The following is a 19325-nucleotide window of genomic DNA, read 5'->3' as shown; positions in this document are numbered from 1 at the left end:
TACACCTCATTCTTGCGCCCTGTCACTCGGGCTTTCATAGTACCGTCAGTTGTTCAGAATGACCTGCTGTCCTTCCTCCACGCCTTTTACAATCTCCACTTCAGTTGGCGTTGTCAGGCCAACTTCAACATCGACTTCTTTTTTACGTTCACCGTCTGCAATTTGCACATAATTGCGTCCCATATAGGAGCGGATCGCTTTCCGCGGCAGCACGATGACATTTTCCCGCTTCTGAAGATCAATCATCATGTCGGCGCTATGGCCGATTTGAATCCCTTCCGGCGGATGATCTATCCCCATTACTATTGTTACAGCGTTGCTGTCAGCCTTTGACTGATCTGTACTGACTGGTGCACTCGATGGAGACTGCAGCACTTTACCGGTGTAATCCTTCCCCTTATACTTCAGACTGACGGGCATGCCAGCTTCTATACCAAGAACATCCTTGGCATCCGATGCCACATAAGTCAGCTGCATGCTGGAAGGGTCCGCTACCGTTACAATCGTTTGATAGGCATTTACTCGGTCGCCAGTTTTAATTGAATCAACGTAAATAACCGTTCCAGAGATTGGGGAGTACAGCTGCGACTTGTTAAGCTTGCCTTCCATCGCCTGCAGCGATATTTGTTCCCTTTCAAGGTCGATTTCTTTCAGCCGTTTCTCCGTCCCGGACACTCCGCCCTGCACGGCTTCTTTATACATAAGCTGCACTCGCTCTACGCTTAGCTTTTGCAGTCGAACCTGCAGTGCCAGGTCCTCTGTCTCCAGCTCAGCCAGTAGTTCGCCGGCCTTCACCACTTGTCCAAGCTTAACGTTAACGGATTTCAGCTGTCCGCCTGATTCGGTAAATGACAACGTCTTCACATTTGAGGAGACAAAGGTTGCCGTACCCTTCAGTGAGGTTTGAATATTGCCTCGGGTTACAGCAACCAGATCCAGTTTCTCTTGAACCGGCTGAATTAGTGGGGGCTGCAGTGCCGCTTCTTCATTTGGAAGAAGTGAGCAGCCGGACAAGGTAATCGCTGTGAATGCCACGACCGCAGTCCGCTTTGCAAACGTCTTCCAATTAGAATTGATTTGTTGTTTTGGAAACAATTTTCCCATCCTCCAATGCAATAACATAATCAACGAGCTCCATCATTCCCGGGTCATGAGTGGTAAGAAGAATGGTCATACCGGCATGTCTGACTAGATCCCGGAAAACCCGCATTACCTGCAGACCCATTCGGCTGTCTAACTCAGCGGTAGGCTCATCAGCAATTAGCAGCGCCGGTTCATGTGCAATCGCACGGGCTATAGCTACGCGCTGCTGTTCACCACCTGACAGCTCCATTGGACGATGCTTCATCCGCTCGCGCATTCCTACCCGTTCAAGCGCTCGTTCCGCAGCTTCACGGTTCCCCTTGACTGGTGTCCCCGCAATGCGAAGACCGAACTCAACATTCTCGTAAGCAGACATCAGCGGGATCAAACCAAAAGACTGGAACACCAGCCCGATCTCTTTACGCCGCAATGCGTTCCTCGCCTTACCAGATAATCCGGTAATTTCCTTACCACGAAAAAAAACCTGGCCTTCTGTCGGCTCATCCAGCGCACTTAAAATATTGAGAAGCGTTGTCTTACCCGAGCCCGACCGCCCTTTCAAGGCAACCATCGAACCGGCAGGTACATCAAGCTCAATATCAGACAACGCGGTAACTGCGGTATTACCTTTTCCGAATACCCGCTTAATCCCCGTTGCCGTAAGAAGCGCCTGATCACCTGCTTCTATTTGCTCTTCCTCCAGTGCCAGCACAGCTATTTCCCTTTCCTCTATGCTTTGTTTCCTAATGGCCAACACCCCCGCAATTGCTTTCTTAAAAAGTGTAGTGCTTACAGAAAGAGGCAACAACCTGTCGCTCTTTGGTAGAACACCCGCCAAGCTATAGAAAAAACCGGATGAGTATGGCAGCTTTCACACGAAAAAACGCGCTCCCGCAGGGAACGCGTTTCTCTCTATTTGTTATTGTCCGATGATGGTTTTGACCGCTTCCTTCGGACGCTGATCGGTATCGAATAAGAGTGGCCAATTTTTCCTGCCTCTAACAGGGAAATGATCCAGCCAGGTATAATCATCTGCCGCCCCCCAGAAGGTTACGCTGGTCAGAACCTCTTTATATTCCCGGAACAGCTCAAAGAACTGCTTGTATCTTACTTCCTGCAGACGCATCATTTCCGCCGTAGGCTCCGTCAGATCCGTCCGTCTATCGTCAAAGGCAAACATAGACACATCCATCTCCGTCATTTGCAGCTTTACGCCTAGTGAGGCATAACGCTCAATGGCTTCACGAATATTGTCCAGAGATGGATCATACAGATTCCAATGCGCCTGAAGTCCGATCCCGTGAACAGAAACACCTTTTTCCAGCAGTGATTTGACCATGAAGTAGATTTTCTCACGTTTGCCGGGATTACACTCATTGTAATCGTTGTAAAATAACAGCGCCTTAGGATCGGCCTCATGTGCAAACCTGAAAGCCTGCTCGATGTAATCTTCACCAATGCCATGCAGCCATTTGGTTGGACGCATCCATTCTGCTCCCTCATCCGTTACCGCTTCGTTTACAACATCCCAGCAATAGATCGTATCCTTGTAACGCGATACTACCGTCTCTATATGTGACTTCATTCGGTCAAGAAGCAAAGCACGACCAGCCTTCCCGCCATTGCCATCCTCAAACACCCAGTTTGGCGTTTGATTATGCCATACAAGCGTATGTCCTCTCAGCTTCATGCCGTTCTCGCGCGCGAAACCAGCAATCCGGTCAGCCTCCTCAAAGGTATAACGATGCTCCTCCGGATGTAGGCTTTCGAACTTCATTTCGTTTTCGGCGGTTAAGCTGTTATAATGCTTCTTCAGAAGATCACTCTGACTGACGATTGTCCGTTTATTTACTGCTGCTCCAATAAGAAAATCATCCTGGAAGGCTTTAGCTAACGAAACCTCTGTTTGCAGCTGTTTTTGATCTGCTGTCATGATTCATATCCCCTTTTCTTCAATTGACTTGCTGTAACGGAAATAATCGAAGTCGACATAGCCGCCGGGTTGCTTCGTGGCATAGTTATACAGACCAATCCGGTAGCCCATAAAATGATCCAGCGTGTATCTCATCTGCAGAGGACGGCCGATCTGTGTCCACTCCAATCCGTCAGTTGAATAATAGAAATAGGCAAGATCAATGCTGTCACGGAAATCAAAATCAATTTTCACATGAATCTGGCTGCCTTCATAACGGTGCTTCTCCACCGTTTCCATACCTCCGTCACCGCGGTTCATCCCCATCACGACATAACGTTCGCCATTATCCTCTGCTTGAACGCCAACCGTACCATATCCGCTTTGCAGGGCGACAAGTCCGGCATGATCACCAGCTTTCATATAGGACAGATCAAGTATCGTATTTCCACTGCATGCCGGACCTTCCGTCCGCTGGGTCAACGTATTACGGGCAAGCACGACACGATCAGTGATCTGTGTAGTCTCCAGACGCAGATAACCTGGCCGGGCTGTAACTGACCACCGCTTGTTGTCGGGGTTATGGTTCCATTGCCAGTTCAGAGCGAGTTTGTTCTCTTCATAGTCGAATTCATCGCTGATGACAATCGGCTTGGAAGCCAACTCTGGCAGATTTGCCTCAAAGGAGATTGGTGCTTTGCCGTCACTTGTGATAAACGGCCAGCCGTTCTCCCAGGACATCGGCAGCACGCATGGAATCCGGCCGACTGCATCATGGTCCTGGAATAAGAAGGTGTACCATTCACCAGAAGGCGTATCGATTATCCCGCCTTGTGCAACTCCCTTGTTGTGATAGCCAAGATCATCATCGAGAATGACTTTATACTCATAAGGTCCAAGAAGCTCCTTCGCACGGTAACACAGCTCTCGGCGGCGTCCATGACCGGATCGCGGCCAATCTATGAAGAATAAATAATAATAACCGTTCAGTTTATAAGCATGGCAGCCCTCTATCCGCAGCCCCATGCCTTCCCGCTCCCCTTCAATTAATAGCTGACGGATTCCGTCAGGCTTGATTTCGGTAGCATCAGCTGTTAATTCGGTAATATAGATATTCCCGTTGCCGCTGAATACAAAGACGCGGTCTTCATCAAATAGCAGTCCAGGATCATGCAGAAGCCCATTGATAACCGAGCGCTCCCATGTGCCGTGCTGGATATCCTGTGTCCGGTAAATATAGAACTTCTGACTATCATTGCAGGAGAAGCATACATAATAGGTTCCGTTATGATAACGCAGGCTGGAAGCCCATGAGCCTTGCCCATAAATGCCTTTACCGTCTGATAGATTGTGGGCATCATTATCTTCGATCGTATCAAAAACATAATTTACGATCTCCCAATCCTTCAGATTATTAGACTTCATAATCGGACAGCCTGGCATCGAATGCATACTAGTGCTTACCATATAAAAAGTATCTTCTACGCGGATCATATCAATATCAGGTATATCCGCCCAAATAATAGGGTTCGTTATAACAATGCTGCTCATGTGCAGTTCCCCTCTCCATTCATCAAGGTATTGCTATCCCTTGTTTATTGGCGCAACAAGGAAAGTTTAGCTCTCGCAGCAGGCTCGAACAACCCGCCGGATTGCGGCTCTATAACCCGTCAAATTATAGGTTAAACTTTTTATAAATAATGACTCTATTAGAAACAACAACCATCCATATAAAAGCATCATCAGGCTATAGGCTGGTAAGGCCCGCTTATGTTGTAATACAAACAGCTCTTTTCATTAAACTCTTAATTCTCGGCATAAGAAAGGATGTATGACTAGTGGACAAGCAGCTTGGCCTTACTCCCGCCTTGGGATGGAACTCTTGGAATACCTTCACCTGGGACATCAACGAACAGTTAATTCGTGATGTTGCCGATCTATTCGTAACGGAGGGCTATAAGGACGCAGGGTATGAATACATCGTCATTGATGATTGTTGGAGCTTGAAACAGCGTGATCAGCAAGGGAATCTGATTGCTGATCCTGCCAAGTTTCCGAGCGGTATGAAAGCACTCGCCGATTATATTCATTCGAAAGGCTTGAAATTCGGCATGTACTCCTGCGTTGGCACACATACTTGCGCGGGTTATCCCGGCAGCTTTGAGCATGAATTTCAAGATGCTCAATTATTCGCCGAATGGGGCGTCGATTATTTGAAGTACGATTATTGCTTCAAGCCCCGGCATATCTCTGGTGAACTGCTGTACAAACGAATGAGTCTTGCCCTTAAAAACAGCGGACGAGAAATTCTCTTCTCTGCCTGCAATTGGGGCGAGGATAATGTCTATCAATGGATACGTGAGTCCGGTGCCCATATGTATCGGTCAACAGGCGATATTCAGGATCATTGGGACTCTATCAAGAATCTTGCTCTCTCTCAGCTGGACAAAGAATGCTACACCGGTTCCTTCTGCCATAACGATATGGATATGCTCGTTGTTGGCATGTATGGCGGCAGCAATAACTCGTTTATCGGCAGTAAGATAGGCGGCTGCAACGAGAATGAATACAAAACTCATTTTTCATTATGGAGCTTAATGGGTTCTCCGCTCATGATCGGCTGCGATATCCGCACGGCTAATCAAGCGACAAAAGATATACTGTTGAATCCGGATTTAATCGCCATTAATCAAGATATCGAGAGCCGTGGAGCTTACCGGATCAAGCCAGAGCCGCAATGGTTCCATGCTGAGGATGTCTTTATGCTGGTAAAAGTACTTACAGACGGCGACGTAGCGATCGGTTTCTTTAATCTGAGCGATAGTCAACGAGAGTTGTCGCTGCAATTCTGGGATATCGGCCTTCCCTACGCTTCCGGGTTCTCCTTATCTATGTATGACTGCTGGGAGCATAAGGAGCTTGGCGTGTTCAAGGAACGGTTCGCTCCCGTTGTGCCGGCACATGACTGCCTGATTGTACGGGCGAAGCTGGTCAAATAAAGATGAATAGTAAAGCCTGCAAAGCCTGTCAGGCTCCCCTTCAGGCAGATGACAGAGCGATCTATATGAAACTTATCTCCAGAACAGCTCAGCACTTTTTATGCATTGATTGCCTGGGGGTCAAACTAGACTGCGGACGTGAGCCTATCGAGAAGCTAATTCGATATTTCCGGGAATCCGGCAACTGCGTCCTCTTCCGCTAAAGCATTCGTGTCTTGGCTATGCAGCGTCATATATTCAGATGGCGTATATGACGCTGCTTTCTTAAATATCTTGGAGAAATAGAGCTGATCTTTGTAACCTACCGAACATGCGACCGACTTGATGGACAATCCAGGTGATCTCAGCAGCTCGCAGGCTCGTTCAATCCGGTATGCAGTCACATAGCTTGATATAGACATCCCTTCCGCTTCCTTGAACAGGCGGAACAGGTAGCTGCGTTCCAGGCTGACAGCATGGACAATATCCGATACGGTCAAGGTTGTCCGCCAATAATTAATCATGATATATTCCTTCGCCAGCTGGACGTAATTGATCGAAGGAGATTCTCTTGGATAAAATTCCACATAATAAGAGAGCAGCAAACGTAATTGCGCCTCTGTTCTCATCTTCTCAAAAGGTCTCGCTTCAGCACCTGGCACCACAGGGAAATACGGCTTTAAATCAACCTTGCATACAGTGACTACTGGCTTATCCGACTCAAGCTCCGTCATCGCCACTAAACGCTTCGCTTCATCCCCCTTAAACTCAATCCATACATACTCCCAAGGATCCTCCGGATCCGGATAGTAGTGAATCTCCGTTTGCGGAAAGATCATGAAGCTGTCGCCTGCTGTTAACAGATACCGCTGATTATGCGTCTCCAGCGTTCCCTTCCCGCTTACAATGAAGTGCAAAGCATAAATATCACGTACGCCTGGCCCCCACTTATGCCTGTTGGCAGGTTTATAGCCACTGTAGGTGCAAATCAACTGACTACTGTTAAAGGTATCAAAGATTCGAATCTGCTTCATAATCAACATCCGTATCCTTTCCGGCCTGCAAAAAAGACCGCGGCTCTTTCTTGCCGCGATCCTCTGCTTCACAAAACCATACTTATTGGCTGAACTGCCAGCTATGCAGCTTGAACAGCTTGCTGTCAGGCTTGCCCTTGAACACCAGGTACAAATCATGAATACCGTTGGCACCAGTTACCTCGGTATGATATTCGGCTGCCTCCGTCTTTGCAGCAGGAATCTGCAAAGTCCCAATTAACTGGCCATCTGCAGCATCCAATCGCAGTTCAATTACAGCAACCGAACCTGCTTCTGATACAGACGCTGCAAACCCGGAAGCACCACTGCCAAAATCAACCTTTGACAATGCGAGCCAATCACCGCTGTCTATATCTGATACAGCCACACTGCCGTCAGAAGAAGCTTCAACTGCAATTCCAGCATTCCATCCAATCGTTGCCGCTTCTACACGCTCATAGGGATTGAACGGCTGAATTTGCTGAACACCTTCGTAATCGGCCGCAATTTCTTCAATGGACTGGTCGGCATCCTGGAACTTAACTTCATTCAGATGAGTGGAGCGATAACCCTTCGGAACCCCCATCGCTTTCGATAAAGTCTGAGCATGATATGCAATATACCAGACATCTTTAAACGTGAAGATGACGTGATGGTTGTTGCCGCCTACTCCGAAGAAATGCCCCGGATTTTTCAGAATCGTTCCCCGGTATGTCCATGGTCCCATTGGACTGTCACTGGTCATATAGGCGATTTCCCCTGCTGGGGGGCTTCCTTCCGGACGAACGCCGTTATAAAAGTTTGAGCAGTACGTATAGTAATAAGTACCGTTATATTTGTTAATACCTGCATCCTCGAACATAAACGGAGCCGGGATAACCTGTGCTTCGCCCACTACGCTGGTCATATCGTCACCCAGTTGCATGACTCGTGCTGTATCCGGTTTTTCATCCTTGCCTTCCGGCACCCCTCCGCCAAAGTAGATATAAGCTTTGCCATCATCGTCCACGAGCACGGCCGGATCAAATAACCAAGTAACCTTCTCAACTCCAGGTGTCGATCTTAATATCAGCGCTTTACCAATTGGATCCTTCCAAGGGCCAGTTGGGCTGTCTCCCTCGAGTACACCTATTCCACTCGCATTATTCGCAAAATAAAGGAAGAATTTGTCTTGTCCGTTAATGACCTTATGAGCGATAGCAGGCGCCCATGATTGTGTTGCCCATTTAGCTGCTCCATCAGGACCTGCAACATTAATTATGCCATGATCCGTCCAGTTCACCAGATCCGAAGAGGAAATAACACCAATCTTGTTAATGTTTCCGTATGTATTATCCTTCACGGCGCCATCCTCGCTGTATTCCAGCACGTCATTTGTCGTATACAGATAGACACGGCCATCATATACAAGAGCGTATGGGTCTGCTCCAAACTTGTGCGAGACAAGCGGATTGCCTTGAGGCGGTATTTTACCTACTGCGCTAGCCAACTTAACTTGTAATTCTTCCATTGATAATTCCTCCTTAAAAGAATAATCACACAAATAGTCAGGATTAGACGATTCGTGATGATTCTTGCATGGTAAGCGTAAGGCAATCTTTAGATTTATCCGTTTCATGGATCAGCCCCTTCAAGTTTGGGTCAGAGCGTCCCGATATTCCTGCGGTGTCATGCCGGTAGCCTTCTTAAAAAACCTTGTAAAGGAGTGTGCAGCCTCATAACCCACCAGAGCGGCAACCTCCCGCACCTTCAGGTCATCCTCTTTCAGCAGCTCCTTTGCTCTTCTCACCCGACAATTATCTATGAATTCCGATAAATTGACGCCGCACTCCTGTTTGAAAAACCGGGACAAATAGGACGGATTGAAATAATTGATCTCGGCCAGCCGGACAAGAGACAGATCTTCGCTTAAATGCTCATTGATATACTCACATATATTACCAATAACGCTGGATACATTATCTTTCTTCTTTGAGCTTTTCACTTGAAATAGCTGATCAATGACCTGCCTTAAGTAGTGAACCGCCTCTTTCATTGAAGCGTGCTCATCCAAGCGCATCAGCTTGCAGTAATCATGAATCTCAAGGCATAGCCCCGAACGATTGATATAAGAGAGCAGAACCAGCGCAATAGAGTAGTACACTTCAATGGTTTTTTTGACAGGACTGTTAGCCTGCAACATGCTCGTACTCAGCTCTTCGAATATTTCACCGAATTTATCCGCTTTGCCTGCTTCCAGAAAGGCAGCAAGCATCTCTACTTTAGAGGAGATATGCCCTTCCTCTTTCCTTTGCAGCTGCTCTATGGAGTCCTCTAGCTGCTCACCGCGGTCCGTTAAAATAATGGTCATTCCATCTCCGTCAATCTTCATCAGCTGCAGCTGACGGAGCCGCTCGTACTGCCGGTTCATCACATCCCAGGCGCAGGGAGTGCCGCTTATCGTACAGGCTACTGGCAGTCCAAGAGATTGCAGGCAAGTCTCTTGAATCAATTCCAGCGTGCCTTCCAAATAACGGACAAAATGATTGTAGAACTTCTCATCGGCAGACTCGGAGGGCTGAAGCAGCCATAAGAGATCCCCCTGCTTATCAACAATACCGATATGTCTTGTTTTTTCCGACAAATACGAATTCCAGATCATTCTTGCGTTCGTAAGCAAGCTGCTTTTTTCTATATAAGTAGTACCATCCGGGTAACATAAATGTCCGATGACCATAAACACAGGCAATTCCGGATCAAGACCGATGTTCATTTTACGGAATTCATCTATCAGACGGGACTCTTCTAGATTTAAGCTTTTCTGAAGCAGGTGGCGGATGTAATCACCTTGTGCCATCTGCTCTAGAGCATAGAGCTGCTCTTGTGACTGCTCCAGCATCTTGCTCATCTGATTCTCATGTTCAATCTCTTGAATTACTTCTTGCACCGTTGCCGTAACCTTATCGTAGCCCTCAGTCTTCAGCAAATACCGAACTTTCGGCATTTGAATCGCTTTATAGGCATAGTCAAACTCACTGAATCCCGTCAGGAAGATGACCTTGCATCTTGGCCAGAAGGCTTGAATTTCATCGGAAAGCTCCAGACCATTCATCCCTGGCATGCTAATATCAGTCAAGACGATATCTATCCTTGTCCGTGACATCCACTGCAAAGCCTCCTTAGCCGAATAGGCTTTGCAGACATCCAGCTTCTCCGGCATCAGCCGGTGAAAAACCTCGTACAGCGAGTCCGTAATAATATCTTCATCATCAACTATGAGCAATCTATACAAAGTCACCGGCCCCTTTCAGCCTGATTCTAATCTCAACCCTCAGGCCATTTAACTCGCTTCTGGACAGAGACAGACCGCTGCCTTCTCCATAGGTCAAAAGAATACGCCGATGGATGTTGATCATGCCGGTCATTTCACCGGATTCTCCTCTGCTGTTTAATCTTAATTGAAGGGCTTCAATCTGAGTGTCGCTGATCGGGTTATCACCGTTATTCTCAATCACAATTCTTGCTTCCTCTTGATCCATAGCGAAGGATACACGGAGCAAGCCTTCATCTGTCATTTTCTCGAGACTATGCTCATAAGCATTTTCGATTATCGGCTGTATAATCAGTCTTGGCACCCGAATACGCTCCATATCCTTAGGCAGCTCATCGAACTCTACCTTAATTCTTCTGGAGAATCGGAGCTTTTGAATTTCGGTATACATTCTGGAATGCCGAGTCTCTTCCGATAAGTGGACATTATCCTCGCCGTTGCGGGTAATAAACCGGTAATACTCACCAAGCATATTCGTGAAAAGCTCAACGCGCTCTAAATCCCCTGTTTTTGCCAATGAGTTCAGAATAAAAAAGCTGTTGTACAAAAAGTGTGGTTTAATTTGGGATTGAAGCTGCTTGAGCTCTGCCTTCTGCATCATCATCTTTTGCTTGAAATCTTGGTCGATCAGCGTCTGCAGCTTCTTAATCATCTGGTTGAACCGGTTATACAAATAGCCGAATTCATCCTTCTGCTCATGGTCAATATGAATGTCCAATGCACCTCCTTCCATCTTTCTGAAGCTCTGTACAAGCAGCAGCAGCGGCTTATGAACAAACTTGTAGGTAGATAAAGCATAAATAACGACTGCGCAGCAAGAGGTCAGTGCGAACACCCAAGCCCAGTTAACAAATCCGTTCAGCGGCTTCTTCACAACCGATTCAGGCAGATAGGTGATGACAGATAATCCAAGCGGCTCAGAGTAGGCTTTATCCAGATGATAATTACGATTATTTAACCGGGTGATCATTGTATTATCTTTGGAATGAAGTGCAGCAAATATATTGCTCTCTAAGGCGTCTGAAGTGCCATCGTTGCTGGCTAGTGTAAATCCGGTTTTATTCGAGATTAGAAAAGAGCCGCTTTCGGGATAGACACTGATCTGCTGCAAGGATTCCTTAAGCTTATCCATATCCAGTTCAATCTGAACAATAAATAAAGGAGCTCCTTCCTTGCCGCCATATTTGGCAGCACTTAAATGAAGTGAATCATTCCAACGGATCAGGCGTACCTGCTTCTTATCCACTTCTGTACGGAAATAGTCAAAGCTGCGTTGATTGAAATCGTCAACTCCATTACTGGATGAGATGGTCTTCTGAATGGTACGTACATGCACATAAATATCTTTAATATAAGAGCTGCTGTTTTTAATGGAAGTAAAACGGTGGAGCAAATAATCGATGCTTTCCTTCCTGTCAGCATTGTCCATTAAATCCCAGGTAACCGCTAGCTTATTCATGTCCGTGTCCTGCAAAATATCATATTGTTGAATTTCCAGCCACTCTATCTCATGATTTAAGTCCTCCAGATAATAGGAAAGCTGGGCAGTTGTATTTTTTGATATTTCATTGCTGGCATTGGTATAACTCCAGTTATACAAATAGCCCCCTAGTAAAATAATCGGCAGGATCACAATCAGATTCGTGATAATCAGCCTGACAAACAATGCATTGCGCCATGAATGAGCTGGCAGTCTAAACAAAAGAATACCTCCGTTGATCTATTTTAATATAGGGCACTCGTTGGCCGGTATTCACTGTTTCCCGCTTTCGCGCTTCGCATACCACTGATTAACCTCATCTGTAATTTTGTCCCCACCTAGTTTATACCAGTTATTTACAAATTGGTCGAATTCATTGATAGGTCTGCCCAAAATAATATTAAAGTAGGTCTCATTCTGCAAATCACTTAGAATCTGCTGCTTATCAATCATGGTATCTGTTGGAGCGCCAACAAAACTCTCGTACAGCAGCTGATCATTTTTTTCATATTGATCGATAATAGAGAAAGCTCCCGTAGGACCGTAAGTTTTCAGCCAGCCCCAGCCTGATTCACCGGAATCCTTACCGGACAAATAAGTATCCATTCTCTTCTTAATATACTTTGCTTCATCCTTCAACAAAGCATTATTTCCGCTCCTGTTCGCAGCTTCAATCTGACGGAACGCTTCCAGATTTTTGCGGGTTGGGGACGGCGTAACCGGTGACAGCTGCCATACTGCATAGGTCGTGTTGTAATACTTTTCATACTCCGCTGTTTGTCCCCAGTTTTTCTCTAGATGCAGATTAAACAGCTTGACGATGGCTTCCGGATGCTCATAACCTTTCTTGACCACGAAGTAAGTGTTCGTGTTGAATTTAAGTGGAACTTTGGCTGCGTCTCCAGTAGCAGACACGATCGGGTAAGCCTGCCAGTCAGCATTCTTATTATTATCACGGCTTGTTTGCACTAGAAAGGAAGCCCATTGCTCGCCGTAGATCATGCCGATCCTCCCGGATGCTATCAGCTTGTTAGCCTTCTCTCCGTCCTTCAAAGCAAACTCAGGATCAATCTGCCCTTGCCGATACATATCCTGAATGACCTTCAAGGCTGTTTTGACCTCAGGCTGAATCCCTCCATACACGAGTTTGCCCTGCTGATTCTTTATCCATATATTTGGAAATGCATCATAACCGGCCATAAGATCCACAAGCCCCATAACAGGGTCTCCCAAATATTTGGTTGCTGCAATTCCGAAGGTATCGTCTTTGCCGTTATGATCAGGGTCACCCTCTGTAAACGCTTTCGAAATGGTCAATAGTTCCTGCATCGTTGTTGGCGGTTTCAGCCCTAGTCTATTCAGCCAGTCCGTTCTAATCCATAACAAGTCGGCATCTTCAACGGATGAACTTGTCTGCGGAATGCCCATCAGCTTGCCATCAATCGTTGCCGTCTCAAATGGACCATCACCTTCCTCACTGAGTACTCTCTTCGTAAGGGGTGCAGCATATTGTTCATAGACATCCGTCAAATCTTCGATCAGTCCTGCATTGCTGAGCTCCCGGAGCTGCTGGGCATCCACTGCCACTACATCCGGAATATTGCCTGAAGCAATAGAGGCGCCAAGCTTCTGACGGTATAAGTCCCCTTTGGCTGTCCAATCGTACTTGATTTTGATTCCGAGAACCTCTTCATCAAGCCTGGTCCAGCGATTATCCGCCAGGGTTTCCCCGGGCAGGCTGTTGATCAGGCTATCCAGTCCTTCCCCTGTTTCTCTTACAAAGGAAAGCTCAATCGGAGGGTCGTATCGGCTGAAGGACGAGTCACCGCTTATTACTGGGGGATTGCTGACCTGCTCCTTCGGCCGGTTGGTAGCGTTTTCTTCGTCACATGCAGCTAAGGTTGATAGAAACATAATTGCTGTAAGCATAAGCTTAGCTTTGTTTGACCTTGACCTTGGTATCCGCAACAGGATTACCCCTTTTCACTCGGGCGCAGCTGCGACGAGCTGTATGATATTCATTATCTTGGTTGACACCTGATAATACAATACACATCTCTTTATGTCGTTACCCGTTGTTTACTATTTAATACTTTGAAATGTACAGTAATTGAGGGCTGTATTCAAGTCAAAAAGCCGTACAGGTTGTAATACCCGCACGGCCTTTTCGAGTTAAAACTATTCCTTCACGCTTCCAAGCTGCATGCCATGAACGAAATACTTTTGCATGAATGGATATACCACGAGAATCGGCAAGGCAGATACGATCGTAATCGCAGCCCGGATCGACACAGGTGTCACCATGTTTTGTACGGCGTTCATCGCGCTTCCGCTGCTGGATACAGCAGCATTGCTGTTAGAGAACATGGAAGAAGATAACAACTTCATTAACTCGTATTGCAAAGTGCTGAGATTCTCCTTCGAGGAGGCGAATAGGAATGTATCAAACCAAGAATTCCATTGCCCAACTGCTACGAACAGTGCGACTGTCGCCAGTACAGGCTGGCAAAGCGGGAGAATAATGGAGATGAAGGTACGGAAATCCCCTGCACCGTCTATCTTCGCCGATTCAATCAGTCCCTCCGGCAGAGTCTGAATATAAGTCCGGATGACAATCATGTTAAAGGCGCTGATCAGTCCTGGAATAATATAGACGTAGAAGCTGTTTAAGAGATGCAGATCCTTGATTAGGAAGTAAGAAGGGATCAGTCCTGCATTAAAATACATCGTAAGCACGATAATGATCGTAATCGGCTTGCGGAACACATACTCCTTCCTGCTTACCGTGTAGGCCAGCATAGAGGTGAGGAATAAGCTGAGCACCGTGGCGATAACTGTTCTTGCTACCGAGACCCAGAAAGCATGGTAGATCGCTCCGCCTGCAAATACGGCCGTGTAGTTCTGCTGTGTCCAAACGCGCGGCCATAAGTAAATGCCTCCACGGATCGTATCATTACCGGCATTAAAGGATACGGCGAGCGTATTCAGAAACGGATATAAGGTAACAACAGCCAGCAAGATCATGACAATGGTATTAAACGAATGGAAGACAATCGGTTCTGCTCGAAGCTGCTTAGTTTTCATTTCAGATTGCCCTCCTATATCAGTCTGTCTTCGCCGAAACGCTGGGCGATTTTATTAGCTGCAAAAATAAGAGTAATACTGACGGCTGTTTTGAAGATGCCCGCTGCTGTCGCAAGCGAGTAGTTTCCGAGCTGCAAACCATACTTCAGTACGAAAATATCAATCGTCTGCGACCAGTCTATAACAACCCCGTTACCTAACAGGTACTGGACCTCAAAGCCCGCTTCCAGAATCCAACCGAGGTTCATAATTAGCAAAATAATAACGATGGATTTGATACCCGGAAGTGTTATATGCATCATTTTCTTATATCGGTTAGCCCCGTCGATTTCCGCTGCTTCATACAGGGAAGGATCGATGGACGTAATAGCCGCAAGATAGATAATGGCATTCCAACCAACTTCTTTCCATACATGGGATCCAGCTACGATTCCCCAGAAATAATGAGGCTTACTCAGCCACATAATTGGTTCATTAATAAAGCCAAGCTTCATTAGTACATCATTCACGATCCCGCCATCTACCGACAGCGTATTGGCAACAATGCCAGTTACAATGATCCATGATAAGAAGTGAGGCAGATAAGAAATGGTCTGTATGGTGCGTTTATACAGCTTGTTCTTAATTTCATTAAGCAATATGGCAAATACAATCGCTGTTACGAAACCAAACACCATATTAATAACGCTCATACCAATCGTGTTGCGGAGAACCCGCAGGAACGTTTCATCACTGAACAAAAATTTAAATTGCTTGAAACCTACCCATTGCTGCTCGGAGAAATGTTTTGCTGGACTGTAATTTTGAAAAGCCATAGTCCAGCCCCAAATGGGGTAATAAGAGAAAATAACTACGTAAATCATTATAGGCAGCGACATCAGCATGAGCTGCTTCTGGCCACGCATCCGTTTCATTACCGATAACTTAGTGCCGGCTTTCGCAGACGGCTTTGATGTCATTATCTCCGGGGTACTCGCCATCTTTCTCTCCTCCTTGTTCCGATCCTTCATATAGAGTGACTGCCGGAAGCAAAAGCTTTGCCTTTGCTTCCGGCACTTCATCCTATTTTCTTTTTATTTGCTCGTCCAGTTCTGAGTCCGCCATTGCAGCTGCTCGTTAATACGGTCTTCGTACGCCTTGACGTTAATTTTCTTGTAGTCGTTGACATACTCTTGCCATACTGTGTCGAACTTCTCAGGCTTCGCCATAATGGCTTTCGGCAAAAACTTAAGCGATGAATCTGTCATCTTCTTGTTGGCAACAGATGCGTCCGAGCCGTCAATCAGATCGACCTGCCATGCTGGGTAGTCAACCCGGTTTTCTGGCGGTGAAGAGAAGAAATCTGTCCAGGTTTTGAACTTGTAAGCGTCCAGCAGTTCTTTATCTTCCGGTTTAAGCGAATCATAGAATTCCTGTGGCTGGCTGCCAGCATCTGTTGCATTACCGTCACTGAAGCTGCCTTCCATCTTCGGTGATGCGGCGTAGAAGGCTTCTGCTTTGTTTGCCAGCTTCCAGGTAGGATCCTGTTGCTGCTTACGTTGTTCTTCGGTACGGTAGAACTTTCCATCGTCGCCTACCATATAGTCAACGCCTTCTTCACCCCATGACAACGTTTTTTGCCATTCCTCGCTCATAAGGGCATCAAGGAACTTAATAATTGCAACCGGATCTTTGGCATCCTTGCTGATACCAAAACCGTTATTCAAGTTAGGCAAAGCACGATCCCAATAATAATCTTTAGTACCTGCATCATAAACAAGTGGGAAACCGACATACGTCTCACCGATCTTGTTCTGGGAAACAAGCGTATCTTCACCCGCCTGGAAATTCCAGTGCTGGTCAAACATGCCAAGTACGCGGCCGGTTGAGATTTTGGCCAGGTATTGATCGTAGTTCTGAACAAATGCCTCTTTATCCATCAGACCTTCGTTATAAAGGCCGTTCAGTTCTTTATAGTAGCGCTTCGCAATATCCTTATCGGCGAAAACGGAAGCTGCACCGTTATCGACCACAACACCACCGTCGTTCGGATGTCCTGTCAGATGCTCAGGTGCATTCAGCAGCCCGAAGGTCCGCCAGTCGAATGCAAGAGTTGTGAAGCCAATAGTAGGTTGACCATCGCTTGTTGTCGGATGCTTGGCCGAGTAATTGCGAATGAGAGTAAGATATTCGTCAAGTGTCTTCGGAGTTGGGTAGCCTGCTTCCTTCAAAATATCTTTCTGAATCCAGAAGGCCGGACCGGAATAGTAGTTGGAATGAACTTCGCCTTGCTGAACACCGTAGTTCGGCAGCCAATAAATATGACCGTCGCTGGAGTCCTTCATCTTGTTCCATACATCAGCATAGTGTGCTTTCAGATTAGGTGCATACTGCTCAATCAAATCCTCCAGCGGAATAACCGCCTTTGCAGCTACAAGTTTTGTATCGGCCGTGATCAGATCCGGGTATTCGCCGCCGGCAATCATAACCCCCAGCTTTTGCTGCAGATCGCCTACCAGCATTTCCATATTGAGCTTAACCCCAAGCTCATCTTGAATCTTTTTGTAGATCCGATTATCTGCTGTAGGCGCCTGACTTGGTGAACCCAAAAAGGCCGAAATCGTAATTTGCTCTTTCTTATCCGTTGCCGTGTTTACGGAACCAGATGCATTGCTTGAAGCTGTCGGAGATTCTTTGCCATTGTTGTTATTACCGCTGCTGCAGCCCGCAAGTGTCAAGCTAAGTGCAAGTGTAAGCGACATCGTGGTTAACAACGTTTTTCTTTTCATTACCCCCATTTTATTGCTCCTCCTTTAAATTCCTTATGTCCTTGCTTCTTTATTATGAAGAAATGAATGCGCTTGCAACATACGCATACTTTAGATTTTTAACCCCCATAATTAAGTGGTTTTATGATGGCTCCTATAATCTGCCGGCTTCATGAGCACTCGCTTCTCGAACTGCTTCATAAAATATTGATAGCTGCTGTAGCCAAGATTTTCCCCGATCATATATAAAGCCTGATTCGTTTCAACCAACTGCTGTTTAGCTTCCTCCATCCGCAGATCATGAATGTAATCAACAATACCTTTGCCGTATTTCTTCGCAAACAGCTGTCCCAGATAGACCGGATTCATATAAAAGCGTTCTGCAATATCTTTGATCGTCAACGGATCCCTGTAGTTCTGATTAAGAAATTCTGCTACCTTTACCGCTGTTCCACCCGTATTCTTCTCCTGTAACAGCCGAATCGCCTTCTGGCTCTTCAGGCAAAAGCTGGTCAAGGCAACGGCCATTTCATGCAAATCCTCGCTTCTTGAAGCGCTTAGCCTCTGTCCGAACCCAACAAGAAGTTCATCTGGATTACCTCCCAGTTCCTTATACACGGCTGCACAGCGCATCATAACCTGGGTATAAAAGATACTGACTAATTCAGGTATTGTTCGGTGAGACTTAAAGTTACAGTATGCCTCATGGATGGATAATTCCAAATCTCCCTCATCACCACTCTCCAGCATCTCAATAATTGAATCTGCCGCTTTCAGAAAACTGGAATCATTGGAGAATCGGTTTATCTGGATATCCTCACAAAGAACAATCTCTGTCTCGCTGAAAAATAAAAAACGACCGGCTTCCTCAGCGCTCTCCCAGGACATGAACAACTCATCCAGGCTTCTGGCGCTGCTGCCGACCGCTATTCCGACTTTTCCATGGCCCCTGTTCTTCACGGCTTGCAGCAGCCCGTCCGCATACTCGTGTATGCGCCCTTGTCTGTCAGTGGATCCGCCGCCTGTCTGAAGCCCGATTATCAGGCCCAGCCTATCCTTATCACCGTCAATCAAGTAGCATAAATCCTGTTGAACGGAAAACTGGTGGGCTGCCTCACGCGCATTGCCTAGATTTTCAGCATCCGTAATAAGCTGCATGCAGATCCATTGATCCACCTGTCCTGCAACCCTCTGCAGCAGCTCTTTAGCTTCAAGTCGCTCTTTCTCCGCATGGTTGAACAGAAGCCGTGTTAAAGCACGTTTACTTGCATATTGGTCTGCACTAGCCTTAATCAGGTGCTGGCGTTCCCGCTCCTCAAGCGTCTCCTGCAAATTCAGAAGTACGGCATTAGCTTCTTTACTGTTAATAGGTTTTGTCAAATAATGCGAAACACCAAGGCGAATCGCTCTCTTCGCATAGTCGAAATTGTTGTATCCGCTTGTAATAACGAACATCGTTGAATGATTGCCCATAGTGCGCGTCTGCTCAATTAGCTCCAGTCCATTTAGAACCGGCATTTGAATATCCGTAACAACGAGATCCGGGTTGTAATTCCGGATATAGTTCATCGCATCCTCCCCATTATTACATGCAGCTTCAATATGAAAACCGTACTCTGCCCAATTAATGAGCAGCTCAAGGCCTTCAATTGCAATTGGTTCGTCATCTACCAGCAGTACTTTATACATGTATTTGC

The 19325-nt window shown here is 46.4% G+C and carries 14 protein-coding genes; 1 reads left to right on the top strand and 13 read right to left on the bottom strand.

The features are described 5' to 3' along the window. Positions 1-45 precede the first annotated feature (45 nt). The 4 genes from AC0YNT_RS27390 to AC0YNT_RS27375 form a co-directional block, all read right to left on the bottom strand. On the bottom strand, positions 46-1104 hold the full coding sequence (locus AC0YNT_RS27390) for an efflux RND transporter periplasmic adaptor subunit (protein WP_475807461.1): 1059 nt from the start codon (positions 1102-1104) through the stop codon (positions 46-48). Continuing rightward, the gene (locus tag AC0YNT_RS27385; protein ID WP_475807553.1) at positions 1067-1792 is read right to left on the bottom strand and encodes an ABC transporter ATP-binding protein; all 726 of its coding nucleotides are present in this window, start codon (positions 1790-1792) and stop codon (positions 1067-1069) included. The genes AC0YNT_RS27390 and AC0YNT_RS27385 overlap by 38 nt, the downstream gene beginning before the upstream one ends. Positions 1793-2002: 210 nt before the next feature. After that, positions 2003-3016, bottom strand: coding sequence for an endo-1,4-beta-xylanase (locus AC0YNT_RS27380; protein WP_475807460.1), 1014 nt, complete (start codon positions 3014-3016; stop codon positions 2003-2005). Positions 3017-3019: 3 nt separating this feature from the next. Beyond that, the gene (locus AC0YNT_RS27375; RefSeq protein ID WP_475807459.1) at positions 3020-4546 is read right to left on the bottom strand and encodes a glycoside hydrolase family 43 protein; all 1527 of its coding nucleotides are present in this window, start codon (positions 4544-4546) and stop codon (positions 3020-3022) included. A 287-nt stretch (positions 4547-4833) separates the two neighbouring features. Here AC0YNT_RS27375 and AC0YNT_RS27370 point away from each other — a divergent pair, with 287 nt between their 5' ends. Further along, the gene (locus AC0YNT_RS27370; protein WP_475807458.1) at positions 4834-5994 is read left to right on the top strand and encodes a glycoside hydrolase family 27 protein; all 1161 of its coding nucleotides are present in this window, start codon (positions 4834-4836) and stop codon (positions 5992-5994) included. A 155-nt stretch (positions 5995-6149) separates the two neighbouring features. On the opposite strand, the gene AC0YNT_RS27365 is transcribed toward AC0YNT_RS27370, so the two are convergent. The 9 genes from AC0YNT_RS27365 to AC0YNT_RS27325 all read right to left on the bottom strand — a co-directional run bounded on the left by AC0YNT_RS27365 (position 6150) and on the right by AC0YNT_RS27325 (position 19317). Next, entirely contained in the window at positions 6150-7007 is an 858-nt protein-coding gene (locus AC0YNT_RS27365) for an AraC family transcriptional regulator (RefSeq protein WP_475807457.1), read from the bottom strand. Between the two features lie 82 nt (positions 7008-7089). Continuing rightward, positions 7090-8517 (bottom strand): glycoside hydrolase family 43 protein, encoded by a 1428-nt coding sequence (locus AC0YNT_RS27360; RefSeq protein ID WP_475807456.1) that lies wholly within the window; start codon positions 8515-8517, stop codon positions 7090-7092. A gap of 120 nt (positions 8518-8637) precedes the next feature. Further along, positions 8638-10278 (bottom strand): response regulator, encoded by a 1641-nt coding sequence (locus AC0YNT_RS27355; protein ID WP_475807455.1) that lies wholly within the window; start codon positions 10276-10278, stop codon positions 8638-8640. Beyond that, a complete protein-coding gene (locus AC0YNT_RS27350) occupies positions 10271-12019 on the bottom strand; it encodes a sensor histidine kinase (RefSeq protein WP_475807454.1) in 1749 nt (582 codons plus the stop codon). Before AC0YNT_RS27350 ends, AC0YNT_RS27355 begins: the two co-directional genes overlap by 8 nt. A 51-nt stretch (positions 12020-12070) precedes the next feature. Then, on the bottom strand, positions 12071-13726 hold the full coding sequence (locus tag AC0YNT_RS27345; protein ID WP_475807552.1) for an extracellular solute-binding protein: 1656 nt from the start codon (positions 13724-13726) through the stop codon (positions 12071-12073). Between the two features lie 249 nt (positions 13727-13975). Then, positions 13976-14881 carry a carbohydrate ABC transporter permease gene (locus AC0YNT_RS27340; protein WP_475807453.1) on the bottom strand — a complete coding sequence of 302 codons (906 nt, stop codon included), beginning with the start codon at positions 14879-14881 and terminating at the stop codon, positions 13976-13978. 14 nt (positions 14882-14895) lie between these two features. After that, positions 14896-15861, bottom strand: coding sequence for an ABC transporter permease (locus tag AC0YNT_RS27335; RefSeq protein ID WP_441894426.1), 966 nt, complete (start codon positions 15859-15861; stop codon positions 14896-14898). Between the two features lie 93 nt (positions 15862-15954). After that, on the bottom strand, positions 15955-17658 hold the full coding sequence (locus AC0YNT_RS27330; RefSeq protein WP_475807452.1) for an ABC transporter substrate-binding protein: 1704 nt from the start codon (positions 17656-17658) through the stop codon (positions 15955-15957). Positions 17659-17760: 102 nt separating this feature from the next. After that, complete coding sequence (locus tag AC0YNT_RS27325) at positions 17761-19317, bottom strand: response regulator (RefSeq protein ID WP_475807451.1); 1557 nt, start codon at positions 19315-19317, stop codon at positions 17761-17763. Between the last annotated feature and the right edge of the window lie 8 nt (positions 19318-19325).

It is taken from the genome of Paenibacillus sp. J22R56 (assembly GCF_056269375.1).
The sequence above is the reverse complement of the archived record's forward strand: the minus strand, read 5'-3'. Positions and strand labels throughout refer to the sequence as shown.

What these genes read in the sequence shown, in the direction of transcription:
- AC0YNT_RS27325 (WP_475807451.1), bottom strand. Translation starts at nt 19,317, where the DNA reads ATGTATAAAGTACTGCTGGTAGATGACGAACCAATTGCAATTGAAGGC.
- AC0YNT_RS27365 (WP_475807457.1), bottom strand. Translation starts at nt 7,007, where the DNA reads ATGAAGCAGATTCGAATCTTTGATACCTTTAACAGTAGTCAGTTGATT.
- AC0YNT_RS27390 (WP_475807461.1), bottom strand. Translation starts at nt 1,104, where the DNA reads ATGGGAAAATTGTTTCCAAAACAACAAATCAATTCTAATTGGAAGACG.
- AC0YNT_RS27335 (WP_441894426.1), bottom strand. Translation starts at nt 15,861, where the DNA reads ATGGCGAGTACCCCGGAGATAATGACATCAAAGCCGTCTGCGAAAGCC.
- AC0YNT_RS27380 (WP_475807460.1), bottom strand. Translation starts at nt 3,016, where the DNA reads ATGACAGCAGATCAAAAACAGCTGCAAACAGAGGTTTCGTTAGCTAAA.
- AC0YNT_RS27360 (WP_475807456.1), bottom strand. Translation starts at nt 8,517, where the DNA reads ATGGAAGAATTACAAGTTAAGTTGGCTAGCGCAGTAGGTAAAATACCG.
- AC0YNT_RS27340 (WP_475807453.1), bottom strand. Translation starts at nt 14,881, where the DNA reads ATGAAAACTAAGCAGCTTCGAGCAGAACCGATTGTCTTCCATTCGTTT.
- AC0YNT_RS27345 (WP_475807552.1), bottom strand. Translation starts at nt 13,726, where the DNA reads ATGCTTACAGCAATTATGTTTCTATCAACCTTAGCTGCATGTGACGAA.
- AC0YNT_RS27375 (WP_475807459.1), bottom strand. Translation starts at nt 4,546, where the DNA reads ATGAGCAGCATTGTTATAACGAACCCTATTATTTGGGCGGATATACCT.
- AC0YNT_RS27330 (WP_475807452.1), bottom strand. Translation starts at nt 17,658, where the DNA reads ATGGGGGTAATGAAAAGAAAAACGTTGTTAACCACGATGTCGCTTACA.